Raw genomic sequence first — 26,313 nt, 5'->3', positions numbered from 1 at the left:
AGGTATTGTGATTTGAACCCACCTTATCCCCTCACCCTCCTTAGCCCCCTCATCTCAATTCCTCGCTCAACCCAAAACACTAGCTAACAGCGCTTTCTGGGCGTGCATTCGGTTCTCCGCTTGAGCCCAAACGCGGGAGGCAGAACTTTCGATCACCTCATGGGTGATTTCTTCGCCCCGGTGGGCAGGCAGGCAGTGCAGCACGATCGCATCGTTACTCGCCTTTGCCAGCAGCGACTCGTTCACCTGGTAGGGCTGAAATATCGGCAGGCGATCGTCCGCCTCGGCCTCCTGCCCCATGCTGGCCCAGACGTCGGTGTAGAGCACCTGGGCGTCTTTGACGGCGGCTTCGGGGTCGGTTGTCACCAACACATTGCTTCGTCCCTGCCCGAACTGGCTGGCCTGCTCCACGATAGTTGGGTTGGGGGCATAGCCAGTGGGGCATGCAATCCGTACGTTCAGGCCTACCAGGGCGCAGCCCAGCAGCAGGGAGTGGGCCACATTATTGCCGTCGCCCAGATAGGTCAAAGTCAGGCCCTTGAGAGTGCCAAACTCCTCCTGAATGGTGAGCAGGTCAGCCAGAATCTGGCAGGGATGCTCTAGATCGGTCAGCGCATTGATGACAGGAATAGAGGCGTAGTCGGCAAATTCTTGAATTTCAGACTGATCGAAGGTGCGAATGGCCACCACATCGAGATAGCGATCGAGCACCCGAGCGGTGTCGCTGGTCGGTTCACCCCGACCCACCTGAGTAACTCCCGAATGCAGGTCCAGCACCTGCCCCCCCAGCTGGTACATTGCTACCGAAAAACTGACTCGGGTGCGGGTCGAAGCTTTGCGAAACAGCAGCCCCAGCACTTTCTGCGGAAATTGGGGGTGGTGCTTGCCGGACTTAAGCTCGGTGGCAAAGGCGAGTAGTTCGGTCAGCTCATCGGCACTGAGATCGCTTAGGCTCAGCAGGTCGCGTCCGCTCAGGGGTGGCATGGCCATAGGCAGGATTCGTAAAAATAAGACATTAGCAGATTATTGGGGAAGCCTTGTGCTGGTCTGTATCGGCAGGGGCAAAAGCGTAGAACAGCTGGCTGCTGGGCCAAGGCGAGGCTCTCGGGGATCAGCAGGGGGATGGATGTGCCGCCCTTTCAAGTCTGCATTATGATTGGGGCATTGCATTTGCCGTGGCGGTTTCAGCTTCTGGTTTCGACCTACAGAGCGTTGCTCAGCCACTTCTGGTGATGCTGTTTTATCTGTGTTTGCATTCCTATGATTAGTGCGGTTGTTCCTCCTCAGCCTCGGCTAGTATCCCTGGAGCCGTTGCCTCAGCCTCCTACGGTGCGAGAGCGGGCGGCGGCGGGCTACTTTCGCGACATTGCTCTGTGGCTGAACCAGCCCCTGGCGACCCACGGCATTTTTGTGCAAGTGCAGTCCGATCGCCCCGGCTGTTTGCGACTGATTGTGGAGTTTCAGCAGCCGCCCGTTAAAGACCGACTGCTGCGATTTTTGTGTCATCGGGTGTGGCTGCTCAACTCAGAGTTAATCGAAGGCATTTGGGTCATCGCTCGGCCCTTGGGCCATCGCCGGGTGCTGTGGCAGCAGCGCATCAAAATTGTTACCCCGGCCCTCAAGCGCCATCAGGCCGAGTTAAAGGCTAAGGCCAAGCGCCACCAGCCCTCGCCGCTGCCGGCTCAAATTCGCTCACCGCGTCTGGCTAAAGGTCTGTCGCGCCAGCACTTGCAGACGCTGCGAACCTTCGTGCTGTCGGGGTCAGCGGTGGCGGCCTTTGTGATGGGCTGCTTGCTAGAGGTGATTATTTCGGCACCCTCCCCAGTGCTGCCCCAGTTTTCGGCTCAGTCTGAGGTGCAGGGCAAGTCTGCCCGTGGAGCCCAGACTCCGGTCGCCCCGACGGAGACAGGTGCAGGCAACGAGGTGACTGCCCTAGTGGAAGGTCCCTCTGCCAGGCCCAGTGCCTCCGCCTCACCTGCCGGGACCGCTACCGGCCACCGGCCCACGGTGGTTGATGCAGCCCTTGAGCCGGTCGGTGTGATCACTCACCCAACGCTGACGCCCGCCCCTCGCGACGATGTCACGCTCCTGTTTGGTGGCGATATTTCTTTAGAAGATATTGCTCCCGACTTGCTGACGGCCCCCGGCGGCTTTTTTGCCGATGTTGCCGACTACGGCGAGGCCGATTTGGCCCTGGTCAATTTGGCAACGCCGTTGGCAACGGCGGCTACCAATCTGGAGGAGGGCCTGCGCCAGCAGACCCGCACCGATGCAGTCGATCTGCTGGTCAATAGCGGCGTTGATATTGTCAACCTCACCCACAGCCGCCTGATGGATTACGGAGCGGCGGGCTTAGACGAAACCCTGACCACCCTCGACAGCAAGGGCCTCTACCGAATTGGAGCTGGGCGCAATGCTCTAGAGGCCCGTCGCCCCGAAGTGCTCGATGTCCGAGGGAAGCGGATTGCCTACCTGAGCTACGCCATGGGAGGCAGCAATGCCGCCCACGATACTGACGTTCTCAAGGAGCGAGCTGGGGCTGATGACAAGGCGATCGCAAAGGAAGTTGAAACCTTCAAAGCCGCCACGGCCTTTAAAGACCGCGCCGGTTTTAATGCCCAAAATATGCCCGAGATTGTGGCGGATATTCAAGCCCTACGGAGCGAGGTGGACTGGATTGTAGTGAACTTTCGCTGGGTTGATCACCTCAGCGAACAGCCCAACTTCATGCAGACTAACCTGGCTCGCCTGGCCATCGATCAGGGAGCCGATGTCGTTGTGGGCTACCACCCGACCGTCATTCAGGGGGGAGAAATTTATAAAGGTCGACCGATTGCCTACTCCCTGGGAGACTTTGTCTTTCGCCCCGATGAGCCAGTCGAAAATCAAGATTCTGCCGTTCTAAAGGTATCTCTTAAAGACGACCAGATGCAGGTGGAGCTGGTACCGGTGCGGGTGCGCGACTCTCGGCCCAAGACCCTGACGGGCGACGCCAGTCACGACGTTTTGCAGCGCATTGAGCAGGCCTCGTCACAGTTTGATAAACCACTAAAATCCCCCGTGGTGCTAGATCTAAAGGCCCCGGAGGTGCCCCCAGAAACCGTCAGCGACCCCAGTAGCCCCTTTGTGTCGCCCGAGGCTGAAGATGTCTTGCCGGTGGAGCCATCGCCCAAGCAGGAGACTGAGCCCAAATTGGAGCGATCGCCTGAGCAGGAGACCGAGCCTGAAACTGAGGCTGAATTGGAGTCATTGCCTGAGGCATTAACTGAGCCCAGTGAAACGGTTGATCAACCCACCACTCCTGCGGATACTATGCCTATGCCCGAGGCTACAGACGCACCTGCATCGCAGCCAGAATCTGAAGCACAGCCAGAAGTAGAAGTAGAGTTCAACGAAGAGCTGCTGGAGTGGGGACCCAAGGTATCGCCAGAGCAGCGCGAGTTTCAGCCGGTGCCAACCCAGCGATCGGGGGGCAGTGGCTCTAACACTGAGATATCGGCTCCTCAGCCCAATCTGGGCAGTGAAAAACCCGTAGCCACCCTGGTTCCGCCGCCAAAAGCTCAAGACAAAGTGGCTGAGGTTTCTGGTGAGATTTTAAGTGAAGTTTCTGGTGAGGCTTCGAGCTGGGCTGATACCGTACCGGAAAGCCCTGCACCGATAGCGCCAGCGGCAGCAGACTAAGCCTCAAACACCCCGGGCTATAGGTCTTTGTAAGGTTAGGACGAATCGAACTACTGTAGACTCCCTTGCCTTAAGGGAGTCATGATAACGTCTAGGCATACTGCCGCTGAGGTGCCCTGTGTTCGCCGTTGCTCTAAAAGCAGACTCCCCTTCTACCTATGTGCTCTCTGACACCGATACCGCCGCCCGACTCGAACTAGTGCCCGATCGCGGTGGCATTGCCACTCGCTGGCAGGTCGAAGGCCAAGATATTTTCTACTTTGACCGCGATCGCTTTGCCAACCCTGAGTTATCGGTACGGGGCGGTATTCCCATTCTGTTTCCAATCTGCGGCAACCTGCCCGACAACCAGTACAGCCTGGAGGGGCAGACCTACAACCTCAAGCAGCACGGCTTTGCCCGCGATTTACCCTGGCAGGTGGCCCACCAAGACGTCGCCACCGCCGCCAGCCTCACCCTAGAACTGACCCACAGTGAGGCGACCCTGGCCCAGTATCCCTTCGAGTTTAAGCTGGCATTTACCTTTAATCTGCGGGGTCACACCCTGGAATTACAGCAGCAGTTCACCAATCTTTCCACTCAGCCCATGCCCTTTTCGACCGGGCTGCACCCCTATTTTTTAGTAGAAGACAAGTCTCAGCTCGCGTTTGACATTCCCTCAAACGAGTTCCGTAACCACTTGAGCGGTGGGGTAGAAGCCTTTGAGGGCAGCTTTGACTTTGGCCAAGAGGAGATCGATCTGGCATTTCAAGGGCTGACGGCGACCGCCGCCACGGTCACCGATCATCACCTGGGGAGGCGGCTAACGCTCTCCTGGAGCGCTGGCTACACCAAGCTAGTGTTCTGGACGGTGAAGGGGAAAGATTACTACTGCTTAGAACCCTGGACAGCCCCGCGTAATGCCTTGAATACGGGCGAAAATCTTCTGGTAATTGACCCTCAGCAGACCTTAGAAACCACGGTGCAGATGGCGATCGCGTTTCTGTAGCGCAGTTATCAGTCCCTAGTCTCAAAACGTTAGTGGGGCAGTTAGCTGTTTACAGCCGGGGCCTATTGAAGTCGGCTGGGGCTGGTGCCTGTTTCTGGTCGGCCAAAATCAAGCGTCAAGGGTTGGCCTAGCGGGTTTGGGGGGACCGATAGATCCTGGGGATCGCCCTAGCCTAAAGCGATCCCCGCGAACAGGCAGGGAACATCAAGATCCGCTAAAATGTGCTTCTGCCTGAAGGGAATTACCCGCCAGGAAAATTCTCTCCATCACGGCCCTGCATCACGGCTGGTTCTATGACCCAACTCAACAACGGCATCACGCTATTTTTTAGCTTGTTAGTCGAGGCCATGCCCTTTCTGCTGCTGGGGGTAATTTTTTCGAGCGTGCTGCTGCTGTTTGTCGATGAGCAAAAGCTGCTGGCCATGATTCCGAAGAACGTGGTGCTGGCAGCGCTGGCGGGGAGTTTAATCGGCTTTCTGTTTCCGGTCTGCGAATGCGGCAACATTCCGGTGGCGCGGCGACTGCTGACCAAAGGAGCGCCCACAGCCGTTGCGATTGGGTTTTTGCTGGCCGCACCAACGGTGAACCCGGTGGTGTTTTGGGCTACCTGGATTGCCTTTCGCGACCAGCCAGAAATTGTATTTTTGCGGGTGGGCTTCACCCTGATTGTGGCGGTTACGATCGCCCTTATTTTTAGCGCCCAGGCTGATGTGCGCCCCTTTCTGCAGGACAATCTGACCCGCATGATGGGGGAGCCTGAGCCTACTGTAGCGGGCCCAGCCGAGCCGGAGATATCTCCCTTGCTTAAGTCAGGCACGTTTTTAATGCAGGCACCGGGGCAGGTGCTACAGCTCGACGCCCCGCCCGCCCAGGTGCTGGCCCAGGTGGCGGTGGCTCCACCGTCGATGACCACCCGGCTGCGAATGATGGTCGATAACATGGTGCTGGAGCTGCGAGAACTGGGGGCCGTGCTGGTAATCGGCAGCGCGATCGCCGCCTTTGTTCAGGTTGCAGTGCCCAGGGAGGTCATTCTGGGTCTGGGGCAGGGGCCAGTCACCTCGATTGTGGCGATGATGGCCCTGGCCTGGGTGGTGTCGATTTGCTCGACGGTCGATTCATTTTTTGCCCTGTCGTTTGCGTCTACCTTTACCAGCGGGGCGCTGCTGGCTTTTTTAGTGTTTGGCCCCATGATTGACCTCAAAAACATCAGCCTGCTGCTGACGGTGTTTAAGGGTCGCGCCATTGTCTATTTGTTTGTGCTGGCGGCCCAGCTGACGTTTTTGCTGACCCTGGTGATGAATCTCTACACGGGGTAACGCTTGGGTTGAGCGGCCTTTGTCTATTGTTTGAGATTCCCGTCTAAAACCGCGTCGTTTTGACTCGCATCCATGACCTCTATCCCTCAAGCTAACGGTTCTCGCGCTCCCAGTCGGCGATCGGTGCCCTGGCAGGCTTTAGTTGATGCTGCCATGCTGCTGCTGTGGGGGCTGATGCTGCTGCGCTTTACGGTGACGGGCAAACTGTACCTGCTGCTGCACCCCGACTACATGTGGCTGGCCTACCTGGCGATGGTGCTGCTGCTGGTCATGGGCGTAGCTCGTGTAGTGCAGGTGTGGTCGAGCTATCGCCAGCGCGGTGTCCCGGCTCCTCGCAGCCAGGAACACCTGGCGCTGCTGCCCCGTCAGCTCAGCAGCGTACTCTTAATTGCCATTGCGGTGTTTGGCCTGATCTATACCCCCCGCCCCTTTGCCAGCGAGACGGCGTTTCAACGGGGCATTACCGACGTGCTGGGTCAGACGCGATCGCGGCCCCAGCGGTTTTCCCTCGGCGGCGATGCTGAAAACCGCACCATTGTGGACTGGGTACGCACTCTCAACGTGTACCCCGAGCCCGACGCCTATGCTGGGCAGAGGGCAACGGTGAGCGGGTTCGTCACCCACATTCCGGATTGGCCCGACAGCTTCATTATGATTTCGCGGTTTGTGTTGACCTGCTGCGCCGCCGATGCGTATCCGGTGGGGCTGCCGGTGGAGCTGCCAGCAGGCACCCCTCGCCCTGCCCCCGACACCTGGCTAGAAATCAAGGGCACCATGCAAACCACCACCCTCAACGGCAAGCGCCAGCTCGCCATTGGCTCTGCCACCCTGACCGAAATCCCTGAGCCGCGCACTCCCTACGAATATTAACTATGGCCCGTCGTCGCCCTCGTCGCTCTCGCAATCAACGGCTGGCTCGCGTTCAGCCCCTAGACCGCCTGGCTGTGATGGTCATCACAGGCCTAGCGCTGGCCATGGGGCTGCTCGTTCTCTCGGGTGACCATGCCACTGCGCGAGTGCGCGACTTCACCTGGCAGGACCGCCAGGTCGGCACTGAAGATCGAGCCTTTTTAATTACCTTTAGCCGCCCCATGGATGTGGCCAGTGTGGAGAAAAACCTCACCCTAGATCCACCGCTGCCGGGCAAGGTGAGCTGGGCCGGGCGGCGTATGGCCTACACGCTCACCGACCCGCTGCCCTACGGCGAGTCATTTACGCTCAGCCTGGATGATGCCCGCGATCGCTATGCTGCCCGCAGCGATCGCCCTAGCCGCTTTGAGCCGTTTCAGGCCCAGTTTGAAACCCGACGGCGGGCCTTTTTGTACATTGGGGCCGAGGGTGACGAAGCCAACCGCCTGGTGCTGGCCGACTTGGGCCGCCAGGAGCGCACTATTCTCACGCCCAGAAACCTGTCGGTGCTGGCCTTTAAGCCCTACCCACTGGGAGACAAGGTGCTTTTCTCGGCCAGCGACAGCAGCCAGGGGGGCAGTCTGCTCAATCAGCAAATCTATACCGTCACCACGGGCATTACTCCCCGTCCGCCGGTTGATTTTATGGGCGATCGCCCGCCTCTGTGGCAGCGTCTACTGCCCCAGGGCGCGCCCCCACCCTCGGGAGAAACGACCCTGGTACTCGACAGCCGCGACTACCAGAATCTCAAGTTTGATCTGTCACCCGACGGGCAAACCATTGTGGTGCAGCGGGTCAACCAGCAGGACCCAGCCGACTTTGGCCCCTGGCTGGTGCGGGCTGGAGAACCCCCTACCCCAATCGAAACCGAGCCCGGTGGCGACTTCTTGATTGCCCCCGACAGCCAGTCACTGCTTCTGCTTCAGGGCCAGGGCACCGCTATTATTGACCTGGGAGAAGAGCCGACCAGCGGGCCGCGTCAGCCCCTCGATTTCTTGCCCAACTACGGTCGCGTTCTGGATCTGACCGCCGATGGTTCAGCGGCAGCCATGGTCAACTTCAACCAGGATGACCCCGAAAAGCGGTTTACCGAATCGCTGTTTTTGGTCACCAACCAGGGCCGTGAAGAGGAGCTTTTGCAGGTCAGCGGGGCTATTTTAGAGGCCCAGTTTGACCCCACCCGGCAGGTGCTCTACGTGTTGGCTAGCGAACTGGTCGATGCTCCACCGGATAGCGATACGCTGCAGGCGGCCGATGCCTACGTTGAGCAACCCCTGCTGCTGGCCATCACCCTGAGCGATGGCGAGGTCAGCCCGCTGCTGCGGCTGCCCCTGCTGCAAACGATTCACCTGAGTGTAGCTCCCGACGGGCGATCGCTGCTGCTAGATTTGGCCGACCAGGCCGCCGCCGCTGACTCTACTCCGGCACCCAAGATCTGGCATTTGCCGCTGGTGTATCAGTCCTCCAATAGCGCTAATGATCGCGGTAACAGCTATGCTTTGGCGAATACGCTCAGCCGTTTGGGCAAGTCTCGAACTACCGGTACTGACGCCGCTGACACTGACGATGCCGACTCAGCCAACGCTCCAGAGGATGATTCAGAAGATCCAGTCGTGACTCCGACTGTCGTTGATCCAGAGACATTTCCTTTTAGCGGCATTCAGGCGACCTGGCTGCCCTAGGGGCTGTCATTAATAGCTGCTAAACGCCCAAAATCAAGGTTTACAACCCCTAGCCTGTTCTTGGGGTCGGGCGTGGCAAGGCTTGATATGTCAGACTTTTGCCCACAATTGATGACACGCCCTAGGGCAACTCAGCTAGGTCTCTGCTGACAATGCCCGACCACTGCACCTGCTTTTCTCCGGTGCGCCGGTAGGAAAAAAAACGCTCGGGTTCTTGAAAGGTGCAGTGGGGGGCGATCGCCACCTGATCGTGACCCAGCCCCAGCTGTTCTAGCTGCCAGGCATTGGCCTGGCGCACATCCAGCCGCACTTTGCCTGGGGTGTCATCGGCCAGCAGCGGCGAATGTTCCTTCTGCAACAGCGCCCTGACCACCGCCTCGTCATCGCTGGCGGCATCGTTTACCACCGTACGCCCCACGGCGGCGGCCACATCCACCGATACCTGATAGACCTCTCCCGCGATCGCGGGACCAATCGCCACTACCAGGTCTTCGAGGCGGCTGCCCTGGGCCTGGAGCTTGCCCACCGCTACCGGCACAATGGTCTGAGCCGTGCCGCGCCAGCCCGCGTGGACAGCCGCCACCTGCCCGGTAGCGCGATCGCCAATCAGTACGGGACTACAGTCGGCAGAGCAAACCCAGAGAGCCTGGTGGGCGCAATCGCTCAGCAGGCCATCGGCCTCGGCCATCGGCCCCTCTGCAGCGGCGGCAGGCAGATCGGCGGGGGCCAGAACTCGGTTACCGTGCACCTGTTTCACCCGCTGCACCGCCGCATTTGCCGACAGCGATGCCGTCAGGGTTTCGGGCGTCTGGGGCCAAAACTGCCGAGTAAAAAAACCGTGGGGCCAGGGCTGCAGCAGGTCACAGCAGAGAAAGTCTTGCCCCTGCCAGCTTTGCCAGTACCAGTCTGCCATGTTGCCCCCTCCGGCGTTGGTGATGCCTGTACGATGCTACAGCGGCCGCAGCATCTGGCCAATCTCTCTGGTCAACTCTTTGGCCAATGTAGAGCAGACGTTAAGCTGCAGCGCCGTTTCATCAAGTTCTATTTTGGCGTGGCCCAGCTCTCCTCCAGGGCTTTTCTAAGGTGGTAGCGTAATTGGGATCGTTAACAACCTATTTTGATTTCTATACCAATCGTCCATGCCGCTAGCGCGGCACCCCCAACGATAAAAACAGCGATAGCCGGTCCCTGAGCGAAGTCGTTGGTGAAGCCGCCCCAAAGGGGCTAGGGATGGCTATTTATAGAGCAAGTCCAGCTCGGGTTCTGGAGTTTTCCCACCGGCAGAACTCCACCCCCGAACTTGAATGTGATTTATATAAACTCCAGGATAATCATCGGGTGAGCCTAGATCGACTCCGCCAGGCTGTTCTACAGCCCTCTAAAACGTTGGGAATAATGCCCTGTTATCAGGCCTTACGCCCTCAGTTTCACCTCCACTGGGTTGAGCAAACTGACTCCACCAACCGGGCGCTGGCCGAAATGATGGCGGCGGGCGCTCCGGCAGGTACGGTGCTGGTTGCGGCGACGCAGCAGGCTGGGCGAGGGCAGTGGGGGCGACAGTGGCAGTCTCCCCAGGGAGGGTTGTACCTGTCGCTGGGGCTAAAGCCCGACCTGCCAGCTTCCCGCAGCCCCTATCTAACTCTGGCCAGCGCTTGGGGTGTGGCCACCAGCCTGGCCAATCTCGGGTTGCCCGTGCAGGTCAAGTGGCCTAACGATTTGGTGGCGGGGGGCAAAAAACTGGGGGGCGTGCTGGCCGAAACCCATCTGGAGGGCGGCAGGGTTCAAACCGTGGTAATCGGGCTGGGGCTGAATGGCTTTAATCCGGTGCCTGCCACTGGCACCTCCATTCAGCAGCTAATTCAACCGGAATTGGTCGCTGGGCCGCTGAATACCTTGGAGGACCTGGCCGCGATCGCCCTCTATGGGCTGATGCAGGGGTATCTCCACTGGCAAAACCAGGGAGACGACGCCTTTCTGATTGACTACCAGGCTCGTTTGGCCAATTTAGGTCAGGGTTTGACCGTAGACGGTAGACCAGCAGAGGTGATTGGGGTGGCCCCCTCGGGAAATCTGCGCGTGCAGCTAACCCCCACCGCCAGCGACACACCAGCGGTCAAAACGCTGGAGATTGAACCAGGTAAAGTAACTTTGGGCTACAATGCGTAGCGGCTGATTATGGTGAAAAAAATTAACTTAGAACCTATTCAAACGCATAAACTTTCCGGAGTTTATCCGTCGGTAGTATGGCTACAGATAGCTATGCTGGTAGGCGGCATGGGGGTAACCCACAGCGGGTTGGCTGTTGCTGGAACCCCTGATGCCCCCGATGTGTCTGAGCAGGAGGGGGCGGTCGAAACCTCCGCTGACTACCTCAGGCCCGGAACCAGCAGTGCCCACCGGCCCAGCGCTGAAGCGACTCTAAGTTTACCTTTGCCCTCAGCAGCGCGACCTGACTTTACGCCTCAGCGTCCGTCTGCATCAGCCGTTGTGACATCACCCCCTGCAGCGAGTTCGCCGATGTTCTCTCCGGTTCCCCCTCCCCCTCAAGCAGCTGTTACCGTTACCATTCCGGCTCCGTCAGCGGCCCCTACCATGGCTGAGAGCTTGCTGAAGCCCGCTGTGGCCTCCATGGCCAGCGAGACTACAGCCGAGGCTCCCGCTGCGGTCAGTGCTCCTGAGCCAGCGGCTGCAGCGGCCCCCGCCCCGGCGATGCCCGAAACCATAGTTCCTCAAACCACCGTGCCTGAGGCGATCGCCGCCAATGAGGCAGTGCCCGCAGGCTACAACAGCGTCTTTATTGACCCCACCAACTACAGCCTTGGGGCTACCCAGGCTCCAGCTGCTCAACCGGGTGGAACGCCAAATGTGATCTTTGCAGAACGCTCTAGCGGCTGCCAAATTACCGTAGCCGCTGGGCAAACCAGCCCCAGCGCCGCCTGTGCGGCTTCAGCCGCCGCTGGCCAGGGGTCTACTGCTAACAGTGCTGGCAGCGGGGCTGGCCAGGGTGAAATTCGGGTAGGCCCCATTGCCGTTAGCTCCCAGGGGGTGCGGTTGGGCAGTACCACCATCGTCAGCCGCGCAGCCCTCAACGAAAAGCTGCGACCCCTCAACGTGCTGCGGCGCGGCAACGAGGAGTATGTATTTCCGCTGTCGGTGCCAGCGTCAATTTCGTCGCTGTTTGGCTGGCGTATGCACCCTGTTCACCAGAGCTGGCGGTTCCACTCGGGTACCGACCTAGCCGCCCCCCTGGGTACTCCGGTGCTGGCTACCCAGGCTGGCCGCGTGTCGGTGTCAGACTTTTTGGGGGGCTACGGCCTGACAGTAATTTTGCGCCACGGCGACGGCAGCCTGGAGTCTCGCTACGCTCACCTGTCTCAGCTAGCCGTGCAGGCTGGGGAGTGGGTTGAGCAGGGCGAAGTGATTGGTTTGGTGGGCAGCACGGGCACCTCCACGGGGCCTCACCTGCACTTTGAAATGCGTCAGCTTACCGCTGAGGGTTGGGCGGCTGTAGACCCAATTGAGGTATTGGAATACGGCGTCGCCAACCTGCTCGAAATTATCGACAATCCACTGCTCGCCCTGGGCCGCGACGGAGCCGAGGTGAAGGCAACCGAGGAGGGCTTACCGACTGATTATCCCTTCCGCCCGGCCCAGCCCAATGCGAGCTAGGAGGGCTAGTCGTTGGCCGTCTGAGCCGGGCTGGGTGTAGTCGCAATGGGCTACGTCGTCGAGCATCAGGTGCGGTTCCACGAAACCGATGGGGCAGGGGTGGTGTACTTCGCCAATGAGTTGGTGATCTGCCATACGGCCTACGAAGCATCTCTGGCCGCTGCCGGGATAGATTTGGGAGCCTTCTTTAGGGCTGAGGCGATCGCCTACCCGATCGCCCACGCCAGCATTGACTACCGTCGCCCGCTGCACTGTAGCGATCGCGTCACCATTCACCTTGCCCCTGCTCGGCTGGATGACAGTAGCTTTGAGATTCAGTATCAGCTGAAGCTTGAGGAGACGTTGGCAGCTCAGGCGATGACCCGCCACGTCTGCATTTCGGTGGCCAACCGCCGTCGCCGTTCACTGCCCGCCGAAATGGAGCAGTGGCTGACCCGCTGGAGCGATCCGCCATCCCAGGATGGTGACGCCCAGGATAAGGAGGGCCAGTAATGGAAGGTAGCTGGCAGGAGTGGTTGTTTGTGGGTGGTTATGTGGGGTTTCTGGTGGCGATCGCGGTTCTTGTGCTCACCTCTCGCCCGAATTCTTAGCCCGCTGATCGTTCGCGTTTGGCGGCTTTACCGACAGCCTAGAGAATCGCGCGTAGCGACCCCAGTGGTTGAATTTACCCCTGCTGCTGTTTTGCAGAGCTGACGAGCCTGGGCACCGTCTAGAATGGCTCCTGAAAAATCGGCTCCGGCGATCGCGGTTTCGTCAAAGGTGGCCCGCAGCAAAATGGTGTCGACTAGAATGGCATCGCTCAGGTTGCTGCGGGTAAAGCTGACCGAGTCGAGCATGCCGGTGGTGAAATCTGCCCCACGGAAATCGGCGTCGGTGGCTACTGAACCGCTGAAGATGGCTCCCCGCACGTCGGCATCGCTAAAGTTGGTCAGCTCCAGGTTGGCGTTCGAAAATTCCGCTGCCCGCAGCTGCTGCCCAGAGAAGTCTCTGCCCTTGAGTTCAGCGTTGCTGAAAGACAAGGGTGGTGGGTAGTTTGGGTTGGCGGCAGCGGCCCCTACCCCGAGGCTAACCCCCAGAGCTAGGCCCAGAATGACGATAAGAGTACGCCTCAGCAGGTTAGGCAACCACGGCATAGCAATACTTTGAAACGGCAATGTTCTAGTTTTAACATTCGCACCGCCGCCGCGATCGCCAGAGCCGCAAAGCAGGCGCAATTCCCCACAGCGCCAAAGGATAGGAAGAATGGCAATCGGTACGTTATTTTCTGGCGAATCCCTAGGGGCTGTCATCAATTAGTTGCTGGTAGCCCAAGAATTAGCGGTTACAGCCCCTAGCCTGTTTTTTAGGTCCTGGGATTGTAGCCAGGATTGATGACACGCCCTAAGCCCCTGAACCCTGGAAGGGTTCAGGGGTTTAGGGCAATCGGCACTCCGTAATTTTCCACAGCTACCGTCAGCTTTTGTAAGCCATTCTTAAAGTTAGCCGTATTGTTTCCGTAAATTCGCGGGGCTGTCCTCCCCCAAATGACAGATAGTTCGATAGCCTAGGTACAAGCGCTGAAAGGGCGGCTTTGTTTTTACTTAAACGTCAGATAGGCGTCTCCTGATGGGGTTTCCCCCGGCTTCGGTTGGGGGTTTTATTTTGGCAAATAGAGGTCTTACCAGACGCGTCCGAGTTGCTCATGGGCCACAAGCTTGTCACAATGGAAACGCAGTCAATGATACAAACCGTTACACTGCGGCTCCTCCAAGTAAATAAATAAATGAACTCAATCGGCATTCTTGGCATTATTCTGGCGCTGCTGGCGGCAGGTGCAGCGGTATACCTGCTTACTCCGCGTCGCTACGAGTCTTCTGACTCCGTAGCTAATTCCTACGATCAGTGGACTGACGACGGCATTCTAGAATTTTACTGGGGGGAGCACATTCACCTGGGCCACTACGGATCGCCGCCCCGACACAAAGATTTTCTGGCTGCTAAGGCCGATTTTGTCCATGAAATGGTGCGCTGGGGCGGTCTCGATCGCCTGCCTGCGGGCACCACGGTACTAGATGTGGGCTGCGGCATCGGCGGCAGCAGCCGCATTTTGGCCCGCGACTATGGCTTTGATGTTACTGGCATTACCATTAGCCCCAACCAGGTGCGGCGGGCGCAGCAGCTCACTCCCAACGGGGTTAGCGCTCGGTTTCAGGTGGACGACGCCATGGCGCTGTCGTTTCCCGACGCCAGCTTTGACGTGGTGTGGTCGGTGGAGGCTGGCCCCCACATGCCCGACAAAGCGGTGTTCGCCCGCGAGCTGCTGCGGGTGTTGAAGCCCGGCGGCGTGCTGGTGGTCGCCGACTGGAACCAGCGAGATGACCGCAAAATTCCCCTCAACGCCTGGGAAAAGCCGGTCATGCGTCAGCTGCTCGATCAGTGGTCGCACCCAGCCTTTGCCAGCATTGAAGGCTTTGCCGAACAGCTTGAAGCCACCAGGCTAGTGGCCGGGCAAGTGACCACTGCCGACTGGACCAGGGAAACTCTGCCCTCCTGGCTCGACTCAATTTGGCAGGGTATTGCCCGGCCCGCTGGACTGGTTAAATTTGGCCTGCCGGGTTTTATCAAGTCGGTGCGAGAGGTACCTACCCTGCTGCTGATGCGGCTGGCCTTTGGCGCGGGGCTGTGCCGCTTTGGCATGTTTCGCGCCGTGCGGGCCAGCCAGCCCGGTCAGCCTCAGGCGATGGTAACCGCCTCAGACAGGTACACATCCTGAATCAGGTGGAACAGCTTCACCCCTTCCTTGAAGTCGCGCTGGAAAGTCTTGCGGCCCGAGATTAACCCCATGCCGCCAGCCCGCTTGTTGATGACAGCGGTGCGCACGGCCTCGGCAAAGTCGTTGTCGCCGGAGCCGCCACCGGAGTTAATCAGCCCCATGCGCCCGGCGTAGCAGTTGAGCACCTGGTAGCGGGTGAGGTCGATGGGGTGGTCGGTGGTGAGGTCGCTGTAGATCAGTTTGTGGGTTTTGCCGTAGGTGCTGCCCATGGCCTTGGCTACCGCTCCATAGCCGTTGTTGACCTCCGGCAGCTTCTGCTTGATGATATCGGCTTCAATGGTGACGCCCAGGTGGTTGGCCTGGCCAGTGAGGTCGGCGGCGAGGTGATAGTCTTTGTCCTGTTTGAAGGAGCTGCTGCGCAGGTAGCACCAGAGAATGGTTGCCATGCCCAGCTCGTGGGCCCGCTGAAAGGCGGCACTAACCTCTTGAATTTGCCGGGTTGACTCGTCGGAGCCAAAGTAGATGGTGGCCCCCACGGCCACAGCGCCCAGGTTCCAGGCCTGCTCAACGTCGGCAAACATGACTTGGTCAAAGCGGTTGGGGGTGGTGAGCAGCTCGTTGTGGTTGAGCTTGAGAATAAAGGGAATTTTGTGGGCGTAGCGACGCGATACACTGCCCAGCACCCCGAGGGTAGTAGCGACGGCATTGCAGCCCCCCGCGATCGCTAGTTCAACAATATTCTGCGGGTCAAAGTACATAGGGTTGGGCGCAAAGGAGGCTCCGGCCGAGTGCTCAATGCCCTGGTCTACCGGCAAAATGGAGAGGTAGCCGGTGTTGGCCAGACGGCCGCTGCCGTAGAGCTGCTGCAGGCTGCGCAGCACCTGGGGGTTGCGATCGCTCTGGGCAAAAATTCTATCGACCCAATCTGGCCCTGGCAGGTGCAGCGTCGACTTTGGCACCTTGGCCTCGTAATCGAGCAGCGAATCGGCTTCGGGGCCGAGCCAGTCAGCGATCGTGCTGGGGGATGATAGGGCAGTTACCATAGCATTGACCTGAATTACAGCGCAGACTGTCTAAACCTTAGCCCAGAGAACGGTAACCGTGGAACTACTCCTTAGGCAAGGTTTGATGCTGAAATCGGTTGACTTGAACAATAGGTTTACTGACGGTCACTGAGGCTGGGGTAGTACTTCTATGACCTCTAGCTCAAGCACAGATTCACCTGTGCTCAGCTTAAAGCACCTCAACTCACCCCGCAGCCGCACAGCTTGCTCAATCCGCCCGTAAAGCTCGTTGATATCGATCGCATTAGCCTGAGCCCTGATATAGACTGGACCTGCTAGCGATGCAGCGGCCAAAAAGATGCGGTTGCTCATTTGGCTGTCGGGGTAGCTGGCGCTATCGACTGAGACAAGGCCAGCTAAATCAACGTAGGCAGGCTGATCTAGCGCCCTCAACAAGCTGAGGCAAACCAGACCGCCGACCACTACCCCAAATATCGCGCCGAACAGCATGCCCCTGAAAAGGGTTCTAGTCATCAGTTTTTTCCTCGTTTTTCTGCTTATTTTTCTCCTCGGGGGGCAGAGGTGAGTTTTATCGGCAAACCCTAACTCAAGCCCTAGCTTAGGATGATTAGGACGGGTGAGTCTAAGCCAATCGACTCGTGGATTCTGGTGAGGGTGCCATAATCGGAGGAAGGCGACCTGCGGTTAATGACTCTCCCTTGCCCATTCCCTATGCCAACTATTGACTATCTACGAATTAGCCTTGTCGATCGCTGCAACTTTCAGTGTCAGTACTGCATGCCCGAGGGGGCCGACTTGCAGTACCTGCCCCAGGGGGAATGGCTGAGCCGCGCTGAGCTGCGGCAGCTGTTGCAGGAGGTATTTATGCCGCTGGGGTTCTCAAACTTTCGTCTCACCGGGGGCGAGCCGCTGGTGAGACCGGGCATTGTGGATATCGTGCGCGACATCGCCGAGCTACCGGGGACAACGGACTTAGCCCTGACCACCAACGCTTTTTTGCTTAACAACCTGGCGCAGGATCTCTGGGATGCCGGGCTGCGGCGCATTAACATTAGCCTTGATTCGCTGGACCCGGTCATTTTCGATCGCATTGTCGGCGGACGGGGCAGGTCGCGCTGGCCCCAGGTTTGGGAGGGCATTCAGGCGGCGCACCGGGTTGGGTTCTCGCCGCTGAAGCTCAACGTGGTGGTAATTCCCGGCGTCAACGACCACGAGGTGTTAGATCTGGCGGCGCTGACCCTCGATCGCCAGTGGCACGTGCGCTTTATTGAATTCATGCCCATCGGCAACGACAGCCTGTTTGCCGAAAAGGGCTGGGTCGATTCGGAAACGCTGCGCGATCGCATTCGTCAGCGCTGGGGCCTAACCGATGGCGACGTGCTGGGCAACGGCCCGGCGGACGTCTTTCAAATTCCGGGTGCCCAGGGCACGGTGGGGTTCATTAGCCAGATGTCGGAGTGTTTTTGCGATCGCTGCAACCGCATGCGCCTGTCGGCGGACGGCTGGTTGCGCCCCTGCCTGCTGAATGAAACCGGCCAGATCAATCTCAAAACCGCCCTGCGCCAGGGCATTCCTACCGCAGAACTCAAGCGCCAGGTGGCTGCCCTGCTGGCGGCCAAGCCCGACATCAACTACAAAATGCGTGAGTCGGGCACCACCGGAGCCTACGGACGCACCATGTCGCAGATTGGCGGTTAGCCCAAAAACAGCTTGTAGGCGGGGTTCTGGTTTTCGTCCCAGTACTGGTAGCCGAGATTGTCCAGAAAGGCTTGCCACTGGGGCATTTCGTCGGGCGGCACCTGAATGCCGGTGACGATGCGGCCGTAGTCGGAGCCGTTGTTGCGGTAGTGGAACAGGCTGATATTCCAGTCGGGGCTCATGGCGCTGACAAACTTCATCAGCGCGCCGGGGCGCTCGGGAAACTCGAAGCGGTAGAGCAGCTCGTCGTGGGCCAGGGCCGATTTGCCGCCGACCATGTGGCGCAGGTGCATCTTTGAGAGTTCGTCGTCGGTGAGATCCAGCGTCTTTAAGCCTTTAGACTCAAACACCTGGGCCATAGCCGCCGCGTCAGCCCGACCTTGGACTTCTAGCCCAACAAAAATGTGGGCTTCGTGGTTGTCGGCAATGCGGTAGTTAAACTCGGTCAGGTTGCGGGTGCCCAGGCATTCGCAAAACGCTTTAAGGCTGCCCGGCGCTTCGGGAATGGTGACGGCAAGAATGGCTTCGCGGTGTTCGCCAATCTCGGCCCGCTCGGCGACGAACCGGAGGCGATCGAAGTTCATGTTGGCCCCGCAGGCCACAGCTACCAGGGTTTGGTCGGTGATGCCCTCGCGCTCGACGTAGGCTTTAACCCCGGCGATCGCCAGCGCCCCGGCCGGTTCCAAAATCGATCGCGTGTCTTCAAACACATCCTTAATGGCGGCGCAGATATCGTCGGTGCCCACCAGAATGATGTCGTCCACGTACTGCTGGCAGAGGCGAAAGGTTTCTTCCCCCACCTGGCGCACCGCTACGCCGTCGGCAAATAGGCCCACCTGACTCAGCCGCACTCGCTCGCCAGCCTTGAGCGATCGCGACATGGCATCGGCCTCAATCGGCTCTACGCCGATGATCTTAATTTCAGGCCGCAGCCGCTTGACGTAGGCTGCAATGCCCGAGATCAACCCCCCACCGCCGATCGCCACAAATATGGCGTGAATGGGCTGGGGGTGCTGCCGCAAAATCTCCATGCCGATGGTGCCCTGGCCCGCAATCACATCCGGGTCATCGAAGGGGTGCACAAAAGTCAGCCCCTTCTCGTCGGAGAGCTGACGGGCGTGGGCGTAGGCATCGTCGTAGGTTTCGCCAAACAGCACCACCTCGCCGCCTCGCGCCTTCACCGCGTTCACCTTCATCATCGGCGTGGTGGTGGGCATGACAATGATGGCGCGGGTGCCCAGCTGCTTGGCCCCCAGCGCGACCCCCTGGGCGTGGTTGCCCGCCGATGAGGCAATCACGCCCGCCGCCAGCTGTTCCGGCGACAGGTGAGCCATTTTGTTGTAGGCCCCCCGCAGCTTAAACGAAAACACCGACTGCATGTCTTCCCGCTTCAGCAGCAGCCGGTTTTGCAGCCGCGCCGACAGGCTGGGGGCAACCTCCAGAGGGGTTTCCTGCGCCACGTCGTAAACTCGGGCTGTGAGAATGCGTTCGAGGTAGTCGGTAGGCATTGCAGGAAAGGCAAAGGGGTAAACCCATATTTTAGAGCGGCGATGGCCTTAACACTCCTCAGGGGCAAGGATTATCCCCATTGAGGTCACTTGAGCCCCAGTCAGTGCGCTTCGCCGATGCGATCGGGCAGCACCCCTTCTAGCAGCGGCGTCAGGGTATCTTTGAGCTGCCCGGCGCGAATGAACTCGGCGTAGGTGTCAGACTCGATCGCCAGCAGTTCTTCCCGCAGCTGCTCGGAGGCGTACTCGCGGATGCTGCTGTTCTGCTGCTCTAGCCGGGTCAGTTTCTCTTTGACTTCCTCTAGCTGCCCCTGCACCAGGGCCATCTGGTAGCCCACAAACTCGGGGTCAAATTCTTCGTTCACCTTCATCTCGTCGAGGCGCTGCATGACGCGGGTGAGGGCGACGCGGTGGGCGGTCATTTGGCTGTACTCCAGCCGCATGGGCTGGTCGCCCAGCAGGCCCAAATATTCGAGCAGCGGTTTGGTGGTCAGGCCCTGCACCAGCAGGGTAAACAGCATCACCCCAAACACAATCGAGATAATCTCCTGGCGATCGCCCAGCACCGTGGGTACGCTCAGGGCCAGCGCCACCGAGACCGACCCGCGCAGACCGCCCCACCACAGAATCGTTTGGCCCTTGAGCGGTAGATCCATGTCGGGGCCGGTGACGGCGTTGCTGAGGTAGCCCAGCCCGTAGACGCTGATGGCGCGAGCGGCAATCATGATGATGATCGCGATCGCGATTTTATCCAGTTCGTCCACCAGGCCGTAAAAGTTGGCCTGATCGCCAATCAGCAAAAACACAATCGAGTTGATAAAGAACGAGACAAACTCCCAAAACTCAGACACCACCAGCCGGGTGCGGGGGTTCATGCCGATGCGCGAGCCAAAGTTGCCCAGAATCAGCCCCGTCGTCACCACCGCAATCACGCCGGAGCCGCCTAGTTCCTCCGCCACCAGGTAGGTGCCGTAGGCCGACACCAGGGTCAGCGACTGCTCGACCAGGGGAATGTCGAACCGCTGGGTGAGAAACGACAGGCCAAAGCCAATCAGGCCGCCGATGCTGATGCCCACCCCGGCAAACACCAAAAAGCGGGCCACCGTCACCGACACATCGAACTGCTCCAGGCCCAGGGCAATGCCCAGCACCAGGTTAAAGGCGACGACTGCCACGCCATCGTTAAACAGGCTTTCGCCCTCCATCACGGTGGTGAGCTTTTTATCGACCCCCAGCTCGCGAAACAGGGCCACCACCGACACCGGGTCGGTGGCCGACAGGCTGGCCCCCACCAGCAGCGCCGTGGCCAGCGAGGCCCCGGCAAAGGTCTGCAGGCCCCACACCAAGCTGCCGACGCAGATTACGACACCCACTATGGCGTAGAGCACCACGGGCACGGCGTACTGCTTTAGACTTTTCCAGTTCAGGTTCCAGGCGGCCTCAAACAGCAGCGGCGGCAAAAAGATAAACAAAATTAGCTGGGGCGACAGGTTGATCAGCCGCACGTCCAGCACCGCCAGCCCCAGGCCCACCAGCAGCAGCAGCAGGGTGTAGGGAATGTTGCGCAGCAGGCTAAACACCCGCGACAGGGTAGCCACCCCCAGCGACACCGACAGCACCAGGCAAAACTGGCGCAAATGCTCCTCAATGGCGGGATCCTCCAGCATCAGGGAGGGATCTTCTAGCAGGGGTTCGACGGTCAGGAGGAAATCCATAGAACGTGGACCTAATGTCTAGTACGCGACAGCTTATACCGAATCCTATTGGGTTACACCCGGTCTGTAGGGGCATCGCACTGCAATGCCCCTACGAAATACCTAGCTTGAACAAGGGATTCTCAACACAGATTTCGGATTAGGGCTGATTTTCAACTACAAAACTACAGTCTGAATGAGACCTAAGAGTGATTTAAGGGATACCGCGCCCCAGGGGCTGCTGACGGGTTAGCCCCATTGAGTCAATTCTGGCGTTGCTCTCATCGCTTTGCCCTTATCGCTTGGTCCGAATACTGTCGGCCTGGGACAGCAGCGACTCGGCAAAGGAAAGCGACTGCTGGTGCGACTCGCCCCCAGCTAACTGGGCCAGCTCTTCGCGGCGATCGCTGGGCGACAGCGGCAGCACCCGCACCACCGTGCGCTCGGCCTCATCGGTCTTAGCGCCCTTTGCAACCGCCGCTTCGACCACATGCTTGCCGACCCGAAAGTGGGCATCGGCCAGGGCCGCCACCATGGGCTGGTGGGTCACGCACAGCACCTGGTGCTGGCGACCGAGCTGGTAGAGCTTTTCGGCGATCGCCTGGGCCACCCGCCCCGACACCCCCACATCGATCTCGTCAAACACCAGCGTGCCCACCGGGTCTACCTGCGAAAAGCAGGCCTTCAGCGCCAGCAAGAAGCGGCTCATCTCACCGCCCGAGGCGGTTTCGGCCAGGGGCTGTAGGGGTTCGCCGGGGTTGGGGCTAAACAAGAAGCGAATGCCATCGGCCCCGGTGGCGGTGGGGGCAATGGGCTTGAGTTCGACCTCAAACTGCACCCGGTCCATAGCCAGGGGTTTGAGTTCGCTCACCAGACGGGTTTCGAGCTGTTGGGCCACGTCCTGGCGCAGGGTGGTGAGCTGGTCGCAGGCATCTATAAGGGCAGCTTGGGTTTTCTCGACTTCGGCTTCTAGAGCTTCGATCGACTGGCCCTCGCCAGAGAGTTCGGCCAGCGATCGCACCACTTCGTCGCGGTAGGCCACTAGCTCCGGCAGGCTGCGGCTAAAGCGGCGGCATAGCCCCTTGAGCTGGCGCATGCGCTCCTCCACTTCTTCGAGCCGCTCGGGGTCGGCCTCGACGCTGGCCCCGTAGGCATTGATGGCGCGTCCGGCCTCTTCGACCTGGGTAAGGGCTTCGCTGACCAGGGCCAGCATGGGGGTAATGGCGCTGTCGTAGCGCTCCATGTCGATGAGAATAGCCTCGGCCTGGCCCAGCAGGTCAGAGCAGGCGTTGCCGCTGTCGCTCTCGTAGAGAATTTGGTACGCCTGGTAGCTGTTCTGCTGCAGGTCAACGCTGTGATTGAGGCGATCGTGCTCCTGGGCGAGCTTGTCGAGTTCGTCGGGGTCGTCGAGCTGGGCCTGCTCGAGGTCGTGGCGGTGCATTTGCAGCAGCTCTAGCTGGTCGCGGCGCTGCTGGTCGGCTTTGCGGCGGGTATCGAGCTTGCGTTTGGCCTGGGTGGCGGCCTCGTAGGCGGCGGCGACGCGCTGGCGCTGGGCCACCAGGGGGGCACCGCCAAAGCCGTCGAGCCACTCCCGCTGGCGATCGCCCGAGCCGAGCAACACCGTTTGCCCCTGGGCGGTGATTTCCACCAGCTTTTGGCGTAGCCCTTCGAGCTGGGGCCGGGTGGCGGGGCTGCCGTTGAGAAAGGAGCGGCTGCGCAGGGTTTTGCCCAGGGTGAGTTCGCGTCGCAGCACCAGTGCGCCATCGGTGGGGGGAAGGTCTTGCTCGGCCAGCCAGGTGTGGATGTCGCTGGGTACATCGAAGGTGGCTTCTACCAGGGCTTTTTGGCTGCCGGAGCGAACCAGGCGCTGGTTGGCCTTGCCGCCCAGGACGGCATCAATGGCGTCGAGAATGATGGATTTGCCCGCCCCGGTTTCGCCCGTGAGCACGTTGAGCCCGGCCTCAAGCCGCAGATCGAGCTGGTCGATCAGCGCAAAGTTCTCGATGTGCAGGGCGGTTAGCATGGGGGCAATAGTCTAGTACCCACGTATTTTAATGGGAAGGCCCGTGGATACGCTGCTGAAATGCGTAAGTTTTAATAGGCTCGCCGCTTTGCGGGTAGAAAATCCAGGGAATGCCAAACCCATCGCGATGTTTTTAATGCACTGGTGGGTACGGGTGAGCATGCCTGTTGGCCCCCTGCTAAGACATCATTGTACGAACCAGGTGCCTGATGAGATTACCTGAGGGAGAACGGGCACTTGTGCCAATCGGAAAGCTCACAGGATATTGCCTGAACCCCAACCATGACAGTGGAAAGCATAAGGCAAGGGTGTTTGCGTCGGCCTTAGGAATTACCGCCAACAATGCGGAAGTGTTAAGAGAGCTAATTCTTCGAGCAGCGATTGAGGGTGAGGTGGTGCAGCAGGCAATACGGCGTTTGGACAGCAGTTCAAAGTGGATTGGCAGATACCTGACTCAGATGGCGTGGTTCTGCGGACAATTTGGAAGCTAACATCAGAATCAGCAGCTCCGCAGTTGATCTCGGCATTTATTAGGTAGGGCAAATATGGCGCTTACGTTATTTGACTCGGTGGCAACGCTGCAGCCTATTGATGTGGCTCGGCTGACGCTGGTGGAGCCAGTTGAGAGGGCTGGTGAGCAGTTGGCGCGGGGGCAGGTGGGTACAGTGGTAGAGGTGGTTGACCAGGATGAGAGCAAGCAATATTTGGTGGAGTTTGCTGACCTGGAGGGGCGCGAATACGCAATGGCGTATTTGATGGAGTCAGAACTGCTGCCGCTGCACTATCAGTTCACTGCTGCATAGCCTTAAAGCTGAACTGAGTCCATACGCACAGGATGGATGGTAAAACTCGGTGTAGACCTCGCCCGGCTGGTTACCCTGTACACTCGGAGGTGCAGATGATGCAGCCTGAATTATTAGACGTTGTCGAGCTTCTGGTTGATCTGCCTGAAGTTGAGCTAAAGGCAGGCGACCAGGGCACCATCCTCGAAGTCTATGATGACCGTGCCTATGAAGTAGAGTTTGCTAACTCTTATGGCGAAACCCACGCCATGCTAGCCCTTAAGCCTGAGCAGTTTGTTGTGGTTTGGCAAAACGCTACAAAATCCTGGGTGCCTTTACCTGAGCGCATTGCCGCTGTCTTACAAAAACTACCTGAAGATAGACAACACCAGGTCTTAATGTTCGCCCGCTCCCTTCATGAAACCCCAGCCTAGCACTCAATGGTGGAAGTTTTTTGACAGATAAGACTTCCGACTTCAGCAGCATGAATCTACACGCTAGGTTCATGCTTATTTTCCCAAGTTCATCGGTTTAATTCAAGTCAGCTGGCCAAAGCTACAGGACTATTTATGACTATTGAACTTCCCCCTGAACTAGAGCAATTCAGAAGCCGAATTGAGAAAACGGTAAAGCCTTGTGTCGATATTCATACTCAGCTTACAAGAGACACAACGCTTTGGCAAAGTAAGTTCCTGGGATTACCCTATTTGCCTAAAAGCTTTGAATATCCAAAAGATCCTGAAGGAAATTACCTCTATCTTCTCGCGCAAATTAATTTTGAGGAACTGCCCAGCATGGAAAACTTTCCAGAAAAAGGTATTCTTCAATTCTATATTTCAGATCAAGGAGAGCACTTTGGCTGTGATTTTGATGATCAAACGAGTCAAATGGGTTTTCGAGTTCTTTATTTTTCTGAACCTGTGTTGGATTTAGAGAGACTTGTCACTAACTTTGACTTCTTGCCAGTCGTATGGGAGAGAGAGGATGTACCATTCTGTATGGATCCCTCTTATATTCCTCACAAGGATGATTGTTTTGCTTTAGAGTTTCAGAGAAGCTTCAGGCCTATTACTACAACTGACTATCAATGCGAAGACTATCTTGGCAAGAATTTCCTTGAGCTTTTGTCACAGAATGATGATCTTTGGCAAGAATATCATGACAGCTTTGAAGCTGGTCATAGATTGGGAGGATATCCAGATTTTACTCAAGATGATCCGCGACAATTTCTCCCTCAAGAACAAGAGCCATACATCTTGTTGCTGCAAATTTACCATGACTTGAACGCAAATAAGAAAATTCAAATTGAGTGGGGAGACATTGGTATTTGCAACTTTTTTATTCAGGAATCTTTCTTGAAGCGTCTTGATTTTTCAAATGTCATGTACAACTGGGATTGCGGGTAAGCTCACGATATCGAGCCTCATGCCTGAGGCCAACGGTGCGCTTCGGCCAAAGCAGAGAGCATTGCACCCTCACCGGATGGAACTGAGGCCGGGAAGGACCTACTATGAGCAAGCTTTCCGAGCGTTCGATGTGGCAAAACCACTCTCACCTAGACAGGCGTGGGGTAGGCGTTGCCCGCTACCTCAATTATTCACCCACCACCAACCTTGAACATCCAGCGATCGCAGAAGGCAGTTTACGATAAAGGTAAATGGTGGGCAGTGCCCACCCTACTAATTTAGGAGGGGCTGATGAGTACAGCAGAGAGCATTTATGAACTCGTAAAAACGCTACCCGAAGAAGAGGCCAGCTTGGTCCTAGAATTTGTCGAGTTTGTGCGTCAACGCACTCAATCTAAAGTGAAGCCTCTAACGACTCCTAACATTGGCGGGTTTCAGGCCGTGTCTCTAAATACTAAAGGCTTCAAATTCAATCGAGACGAGGCGAATGAGCGCTAAAGTATTTCTCGATACCAACATCATTATTTATGGCTATTCTCAAGATGAGCCAGACAAACAGCAACGTGCCCGCGAATGTGCCCAAGCTAGCGAATCTTGGATTAGCACTCAGGTTTTGAATGAAACCGTCAACACCCTGAAGCGCAAGTTTTCGCTAAATTATCGCCAAATTGGTGCCGTTCTTGACGAGCTAAGCCAACATTTTCAGCTAACAGTTGTTTCTCTGGATACTATCCGCAGGGCTTTAGACATTGCCCAACGTTATCAATTTAGCTATTTTGATAGCCTGATCATTGCTAGTGCGCTTGAAATGGGATGCGATCGTCTCTACAGCGAAGACCTTCAAGACGGACAAATCATAGACAACACACTCATCCTCACTAATCCATTTAAGGCGTAGGGTGGGTAATGCCCACCACCCCACTCATTCACCCACCACCAACCTTGAATATTTAGCGATCGCAGAAGGCAGACGGTGAGCTGTGCTACCCGATGGGTTTGGCTTGCGGTTCCTTCAGATAGCTTCGCTAACGCCCCAGTGCAAGGTGGGCAGTGCCCACCCTTGTATCTTAAAAAGTGTGGCAGACCGTCCCACCCTAGGTTAAGCAAACCGCGTGTAGCTTGGGTCGCCGCACCTTTAAGGATAAAACTCGAAAAATCGCCAGGAGCCTGTGACTCCGTA

Annotated in this window: 23 protein-coding genes and 1 pseudogene; 16 read left to right on the top strand and 8 right to left on the bottom strand. The window is 58.1% G+C overall.

Annotation, left to right across the window (positions count from 1 at the left end):
• Positions 1-66: 66 nt before the first annotated feature.
• Entirely contained in the window at positions 67-984 is a 918-nt protein-coding gene (gene argF / locus IQ265_RS27675) for an ornithine carbamoyltransferase (protein ID WP_194059675.1), read from the bottom strand.
• A gap of 276 nt (positions 985-1,260) precedes the next feature.
• Between argF and IQ265_RS27670 the strand changes: the two genes are divergently transcribed.
• The 5 genes from IQ265_RS27670 (at position 1,261) to IQ265_RS27650 (ending at position 8,576) form a co-directional block, all read left to right on the top strand.
• On the top strand, positions 1,261-3,681 hold the full coding sequence (locus IQ265_RS27670) for a CapA family protein (RefSeq protein WP_194059658.1): 2,421 nt from the start codon (positions 1,261-1,263) through the stop codon (positions 3,679-3,681).
• A gap of 118 nt (positions 3,682-3,799) precedes the next feature.
• Positions 3,800-4,669 (top strand): aldose epimerase, encoded by an 870-nt coding sequence (locus tag IQ265_RS27665; protein WP_194059656.1) that lies wholly within the window; start codon positions 3,800-3,802, stop codon positions 4,667-4,669.
• Between the two features lie 293 nt (positions 4,670-4,962).
• Positions 4,963-5,985 (top strand): permease, encoded by a 1,023-nt coding sequence (locus IQ265_RS27660; RefSeq protein ID WP_194059654.1) that lies wholly within the window; start codon positions 4,963-4,965, stop codon positions 5,983-5,985.
• A gap of 72 nt (positions 5,986-6,057) precedes the next feature.
• Complete coding sequence (locus tag IQ265_RS27655) at positions 6,058-6,855, top strand: TIGR03943 family protein (protein WP_228038586.1); 798 nt, start codon at positions 6,058-6,060, stop codon at positions 6,853-6,855.
• Between the two features lie 2 nt (positions 6,856-6,857).
• Positions 6,858-8,576: an Ig-like domain-containing protein gene (locus IQ265_RS27650; RefSeq protein WP_194059652.1), complete on the top strand. Its 1,719-nt coding sequence runs from the start codon at positions 6,858-6,860 to the stop codon at positions 8,574-8,576.
• 121 nt (positions 8,577-8,697) lie between these two features.
• On the opposite strand, the gene pgeF is transcribed toward IQ265_RS27650, so the two are convergent.
• Positions 8,698-9,489 carry a peptidoglycan editing factor PgeF gene (gene pgeF, locus IQ265_RS27645; protein ID WP_194059650.1) on the bottom strand — a complete coding sequence of 264 codons (792 nt, stop codon included), beginning with the start codon at positions 9,487-9,489 and terminating at the stop codon, positions 8,698-8,700.
• 482 nt (positions 9,490-9,971) lie between these two features.
• On the opposite strand from pgeF, the gene IQ265_RS27640 reads away from it, so the two are divergent.
• The 3 genes from IQ265_RS27640 (at position 9,972) to IQ265_RS27630 (ending at position 12,737) form a co-directional block, all read left to right on the top strand.
• Positions 9,972-10,742, top strand: coding sequence for a biotin--[acetyl-CoA-carboxylase] ligase (locus IQ265_RS27640; RefSeq protein ID WP_194059648.1), 771 nt, complete (start codon positions 9,972-9,974; stop codon positions 10,740-10,742).
• Between the two features lie 93 nt (positions 10,743-10,835).
• A complete protein-coding gene (locus IQ265_RS27635) occupies positions 10,836-12,245 on the top strand; it encodes a peptidoglycan DD-metalloendopeptidase family protein (RefSeq protein ID WP_228038585.1) in 1,410 nt (469 codons plus the stop codon).
• A gap of 45 nt (positions 12,246-12,290) precedes the next feature.
• A complete protein-coding gene (locus IQ265_RS27630; protein WP_194059646.1) occupies positions 12,291-12,737 on the top strand; it encodes a thioesterase family protein in 447 nt (148 codons plus the stop codon).
• A 125-nt stretch (positions 12,738-12,862) separates the two neighbouring features.
• On the opposite strand, the gene IQ265_RS27625 is transcribed toward IQ265_RS27630, so the two are convergent.
• Entirely contained in the window at positions 12,863-13,378 is a 516-nt protein-coding gene (locus IQ265_RS27625; RefSeq protein ID WP_194059644.1) for a pentapeptide repeat-containing protein, read from the bottom strand.
• Between the two features lie 629 nt (positions 13,379-14,007).
• Here IQ265_RS27625 and IQ265_RS27620 point away from each other — a divergent pair.
• Positions 14,008-14,997 (top strand): methyltransferase domain-containing protein, encoded by a 990-nt coding sequence (locus IQ265_RS27620; RefSeq protein ID WP_194059642.1) that lies wholly within the window; start codon positions 14,008-14,010, stop codon positions 14,995-14,997.
• Here the strand turns inward: IQ265_RS27620 and IQ265_RS27615 are convergent.
• Positions 14,958-16,040, bottom strand: a complete 1,083-nt coding sequence (locus IQ265_RS27615) for a class I fructose-bisphosphate aldolase (protein ID WP_194059640.1) — start codon at positions 16,038-16,040, stop codon at positions 14,958-14,960. The two genes, IQ265_RS27620 and IQ265_RS27615, sit on opposite strands and share 40 nt — an antisense overlap.
• 126 nt (positions 16,041-16,166) lie before the next feature.
• Entirely contained in the window at positions 16,167-16,535 is a 369-nt protein-coding gene (locus IQ265_RS27610) for a hypothetical protein (RefSeq protein ID WP_194059637.1), read from the bottom strand.
• A gap of 198 nt (positions 16,536-16,733) precedes the next feature.
• Here IQ265_RS27610 and moaA point away from each other — a divergent pair, with 198 nt between their 5' ends.
• Complete coding sequence (moaA, locus tag IQ265_RS27605) at positions 16,734-17,720, top strand: GTP 3',8-cyclase MoaA (RefSeq protein ID WP_194059635.1); 987 nt, start codon at positions 16,734-16,736, stop codon at positions 17,718-17,720.
• On the opposite strand, the gene ilvA is transcribed toward moaA, so the two are convergent.
• The 3 genes from ilvA to recN all read right to left on the bottom strand — a co-directional run bounded on the left by ilvA (position 17,717) and on the right by recN (position 22,945).
• Complete coding sequence (gene ilvA, locus IQ265_RS27600; RefSeq protein ID WP_194059633.1) at positions 17,717-19,228, bottom strand: threonine ammonia-lyase, biosynthetic; 1,512 nt, start codon at positions 19,226-19,228, stop codon at positions 17,717-17,719. The genes moaA and ilvA overlap by 4 nt on opposite strands.
• 101 nt (positions 19,229-19,329) lie before the next feature.
• The gene (locus IQ265_RS27595; RefSeq protein ID WP_194059631.1) at positions 19,330-20,943 is read right to left on the bottom strand and encodes a sodium:proton antiporter; all 1,614 of its coding nucleotides are present in this window, start codon (positions 20,941-20,943) and stop codon (positions 19,330-19,332) included.
• A 274-nt stretch (positions 20,944-21,217) separates the two neighbouring features.
• Positions 21,218-22,945 (bottom strand): DNA repair protein RecN, encoded by a 1,728-nt coding sequence (gene recN, locus IQ265_RS27590; protein WP_194059629.1) that lies wholly within the window; start codon positions 22,943-22,945, stop codon positions 21,218-21,220.
• A 209-nt stretch (positions 22,946-23,154) separates the two neighbouring features.
• On the opposite strand from recN, the pseudogene IQ265_RS30430 reads away from it, so the two are divergent.
• From IQ265_RS30430 to IQ265_RS27565, 6 genes and pseudogenes are all read left to right on the top strand, one after another.
• Positions 23,155-23,483 (top strand): annotated as a pseudogene (locus IQ265_RS30430) (DUF6883 domain-containing protein).
• Positions 23,484-23,490: 7 nt separating this feature from the next.
• The gene (locus tag IQ265_RS27585; RefSeq protein WP_194059627.1) at positions 23,491-23,748 is read left to right on the top strand and encodes a DUF4926 domain-containing protein; all 258 of its coding nucleotides are present in this window, start codon (positions 23,491-23,493) and stop codon (positions 23,746-23,748) included.
• Between the two features lie 95 nt (positions 23,749-23,843).
• Positions 23,844-24,161 (top strand): DUF4926 domain-containing protein, encoded by a 318-nt coding sequence (locus tag IQ265_RS27580; RefSeq protein ID WP_194059625.1) that lies wholly within the window; start codon positions 23,844-23,846, stop codon positions 24,159-24,161.
• A 135-nt stretch (positions 24,162-24,296) separates the two neighbouring features.
• The gene (locus IQ265_RS27575) at positions 24,297-25,133 is read left to right on the top strand and encodes a DUF1963 domain-containing protein (protein ID WP_194059623.1); all 837 of its coding nucleotides are present in this window, start codon (positions 24,297-24,299) and stop codon (positions 25,131-25,133) included.
• Between the two features lie 104 nt (positions 25,134-25,237).
• Positions 25,238-25,378, top strand: coding sequence for a hypothetical protein (locus tag IQ265_RS27570; protein WP_194059621.1), 141 nt, complete (start codon positions 25,238-25,240; stop codon positions 25,376-25,378).
• A 242-nt stretch (positions 25,379-25,620) separates the two neighbouring features.
• Positions 25,621-26,031 carry a PIN domain-containing protein gene (locus IQ265_RS27565; RefSeq protein ID WP_194059619.1) on the top strand — a complete coding sequence of 137 codons (411 nt, stop codon included), beginning with the start codon at positions 25,621-25,623 and terminating at the stop codon, positions 26,029-26,031.
• Positions 26,032-26,313: the final 282 nt, after the last annotated feature.

Origin of the sequence: Nodosilinea sp. LEGE 06152 (assembly GCF_015207525.1) — a bacterium.
Classification (GTDB): Bacteria; Cyanobacteriota; Cyanobacteriia; order Phormidesmidales; family Phormidesmidaceae; genus Nodosilinea.
Note: the sequence above shows the minus strand (reverse complement) of the source record. Positions and strands in the feature narration are given on the sequence as shown.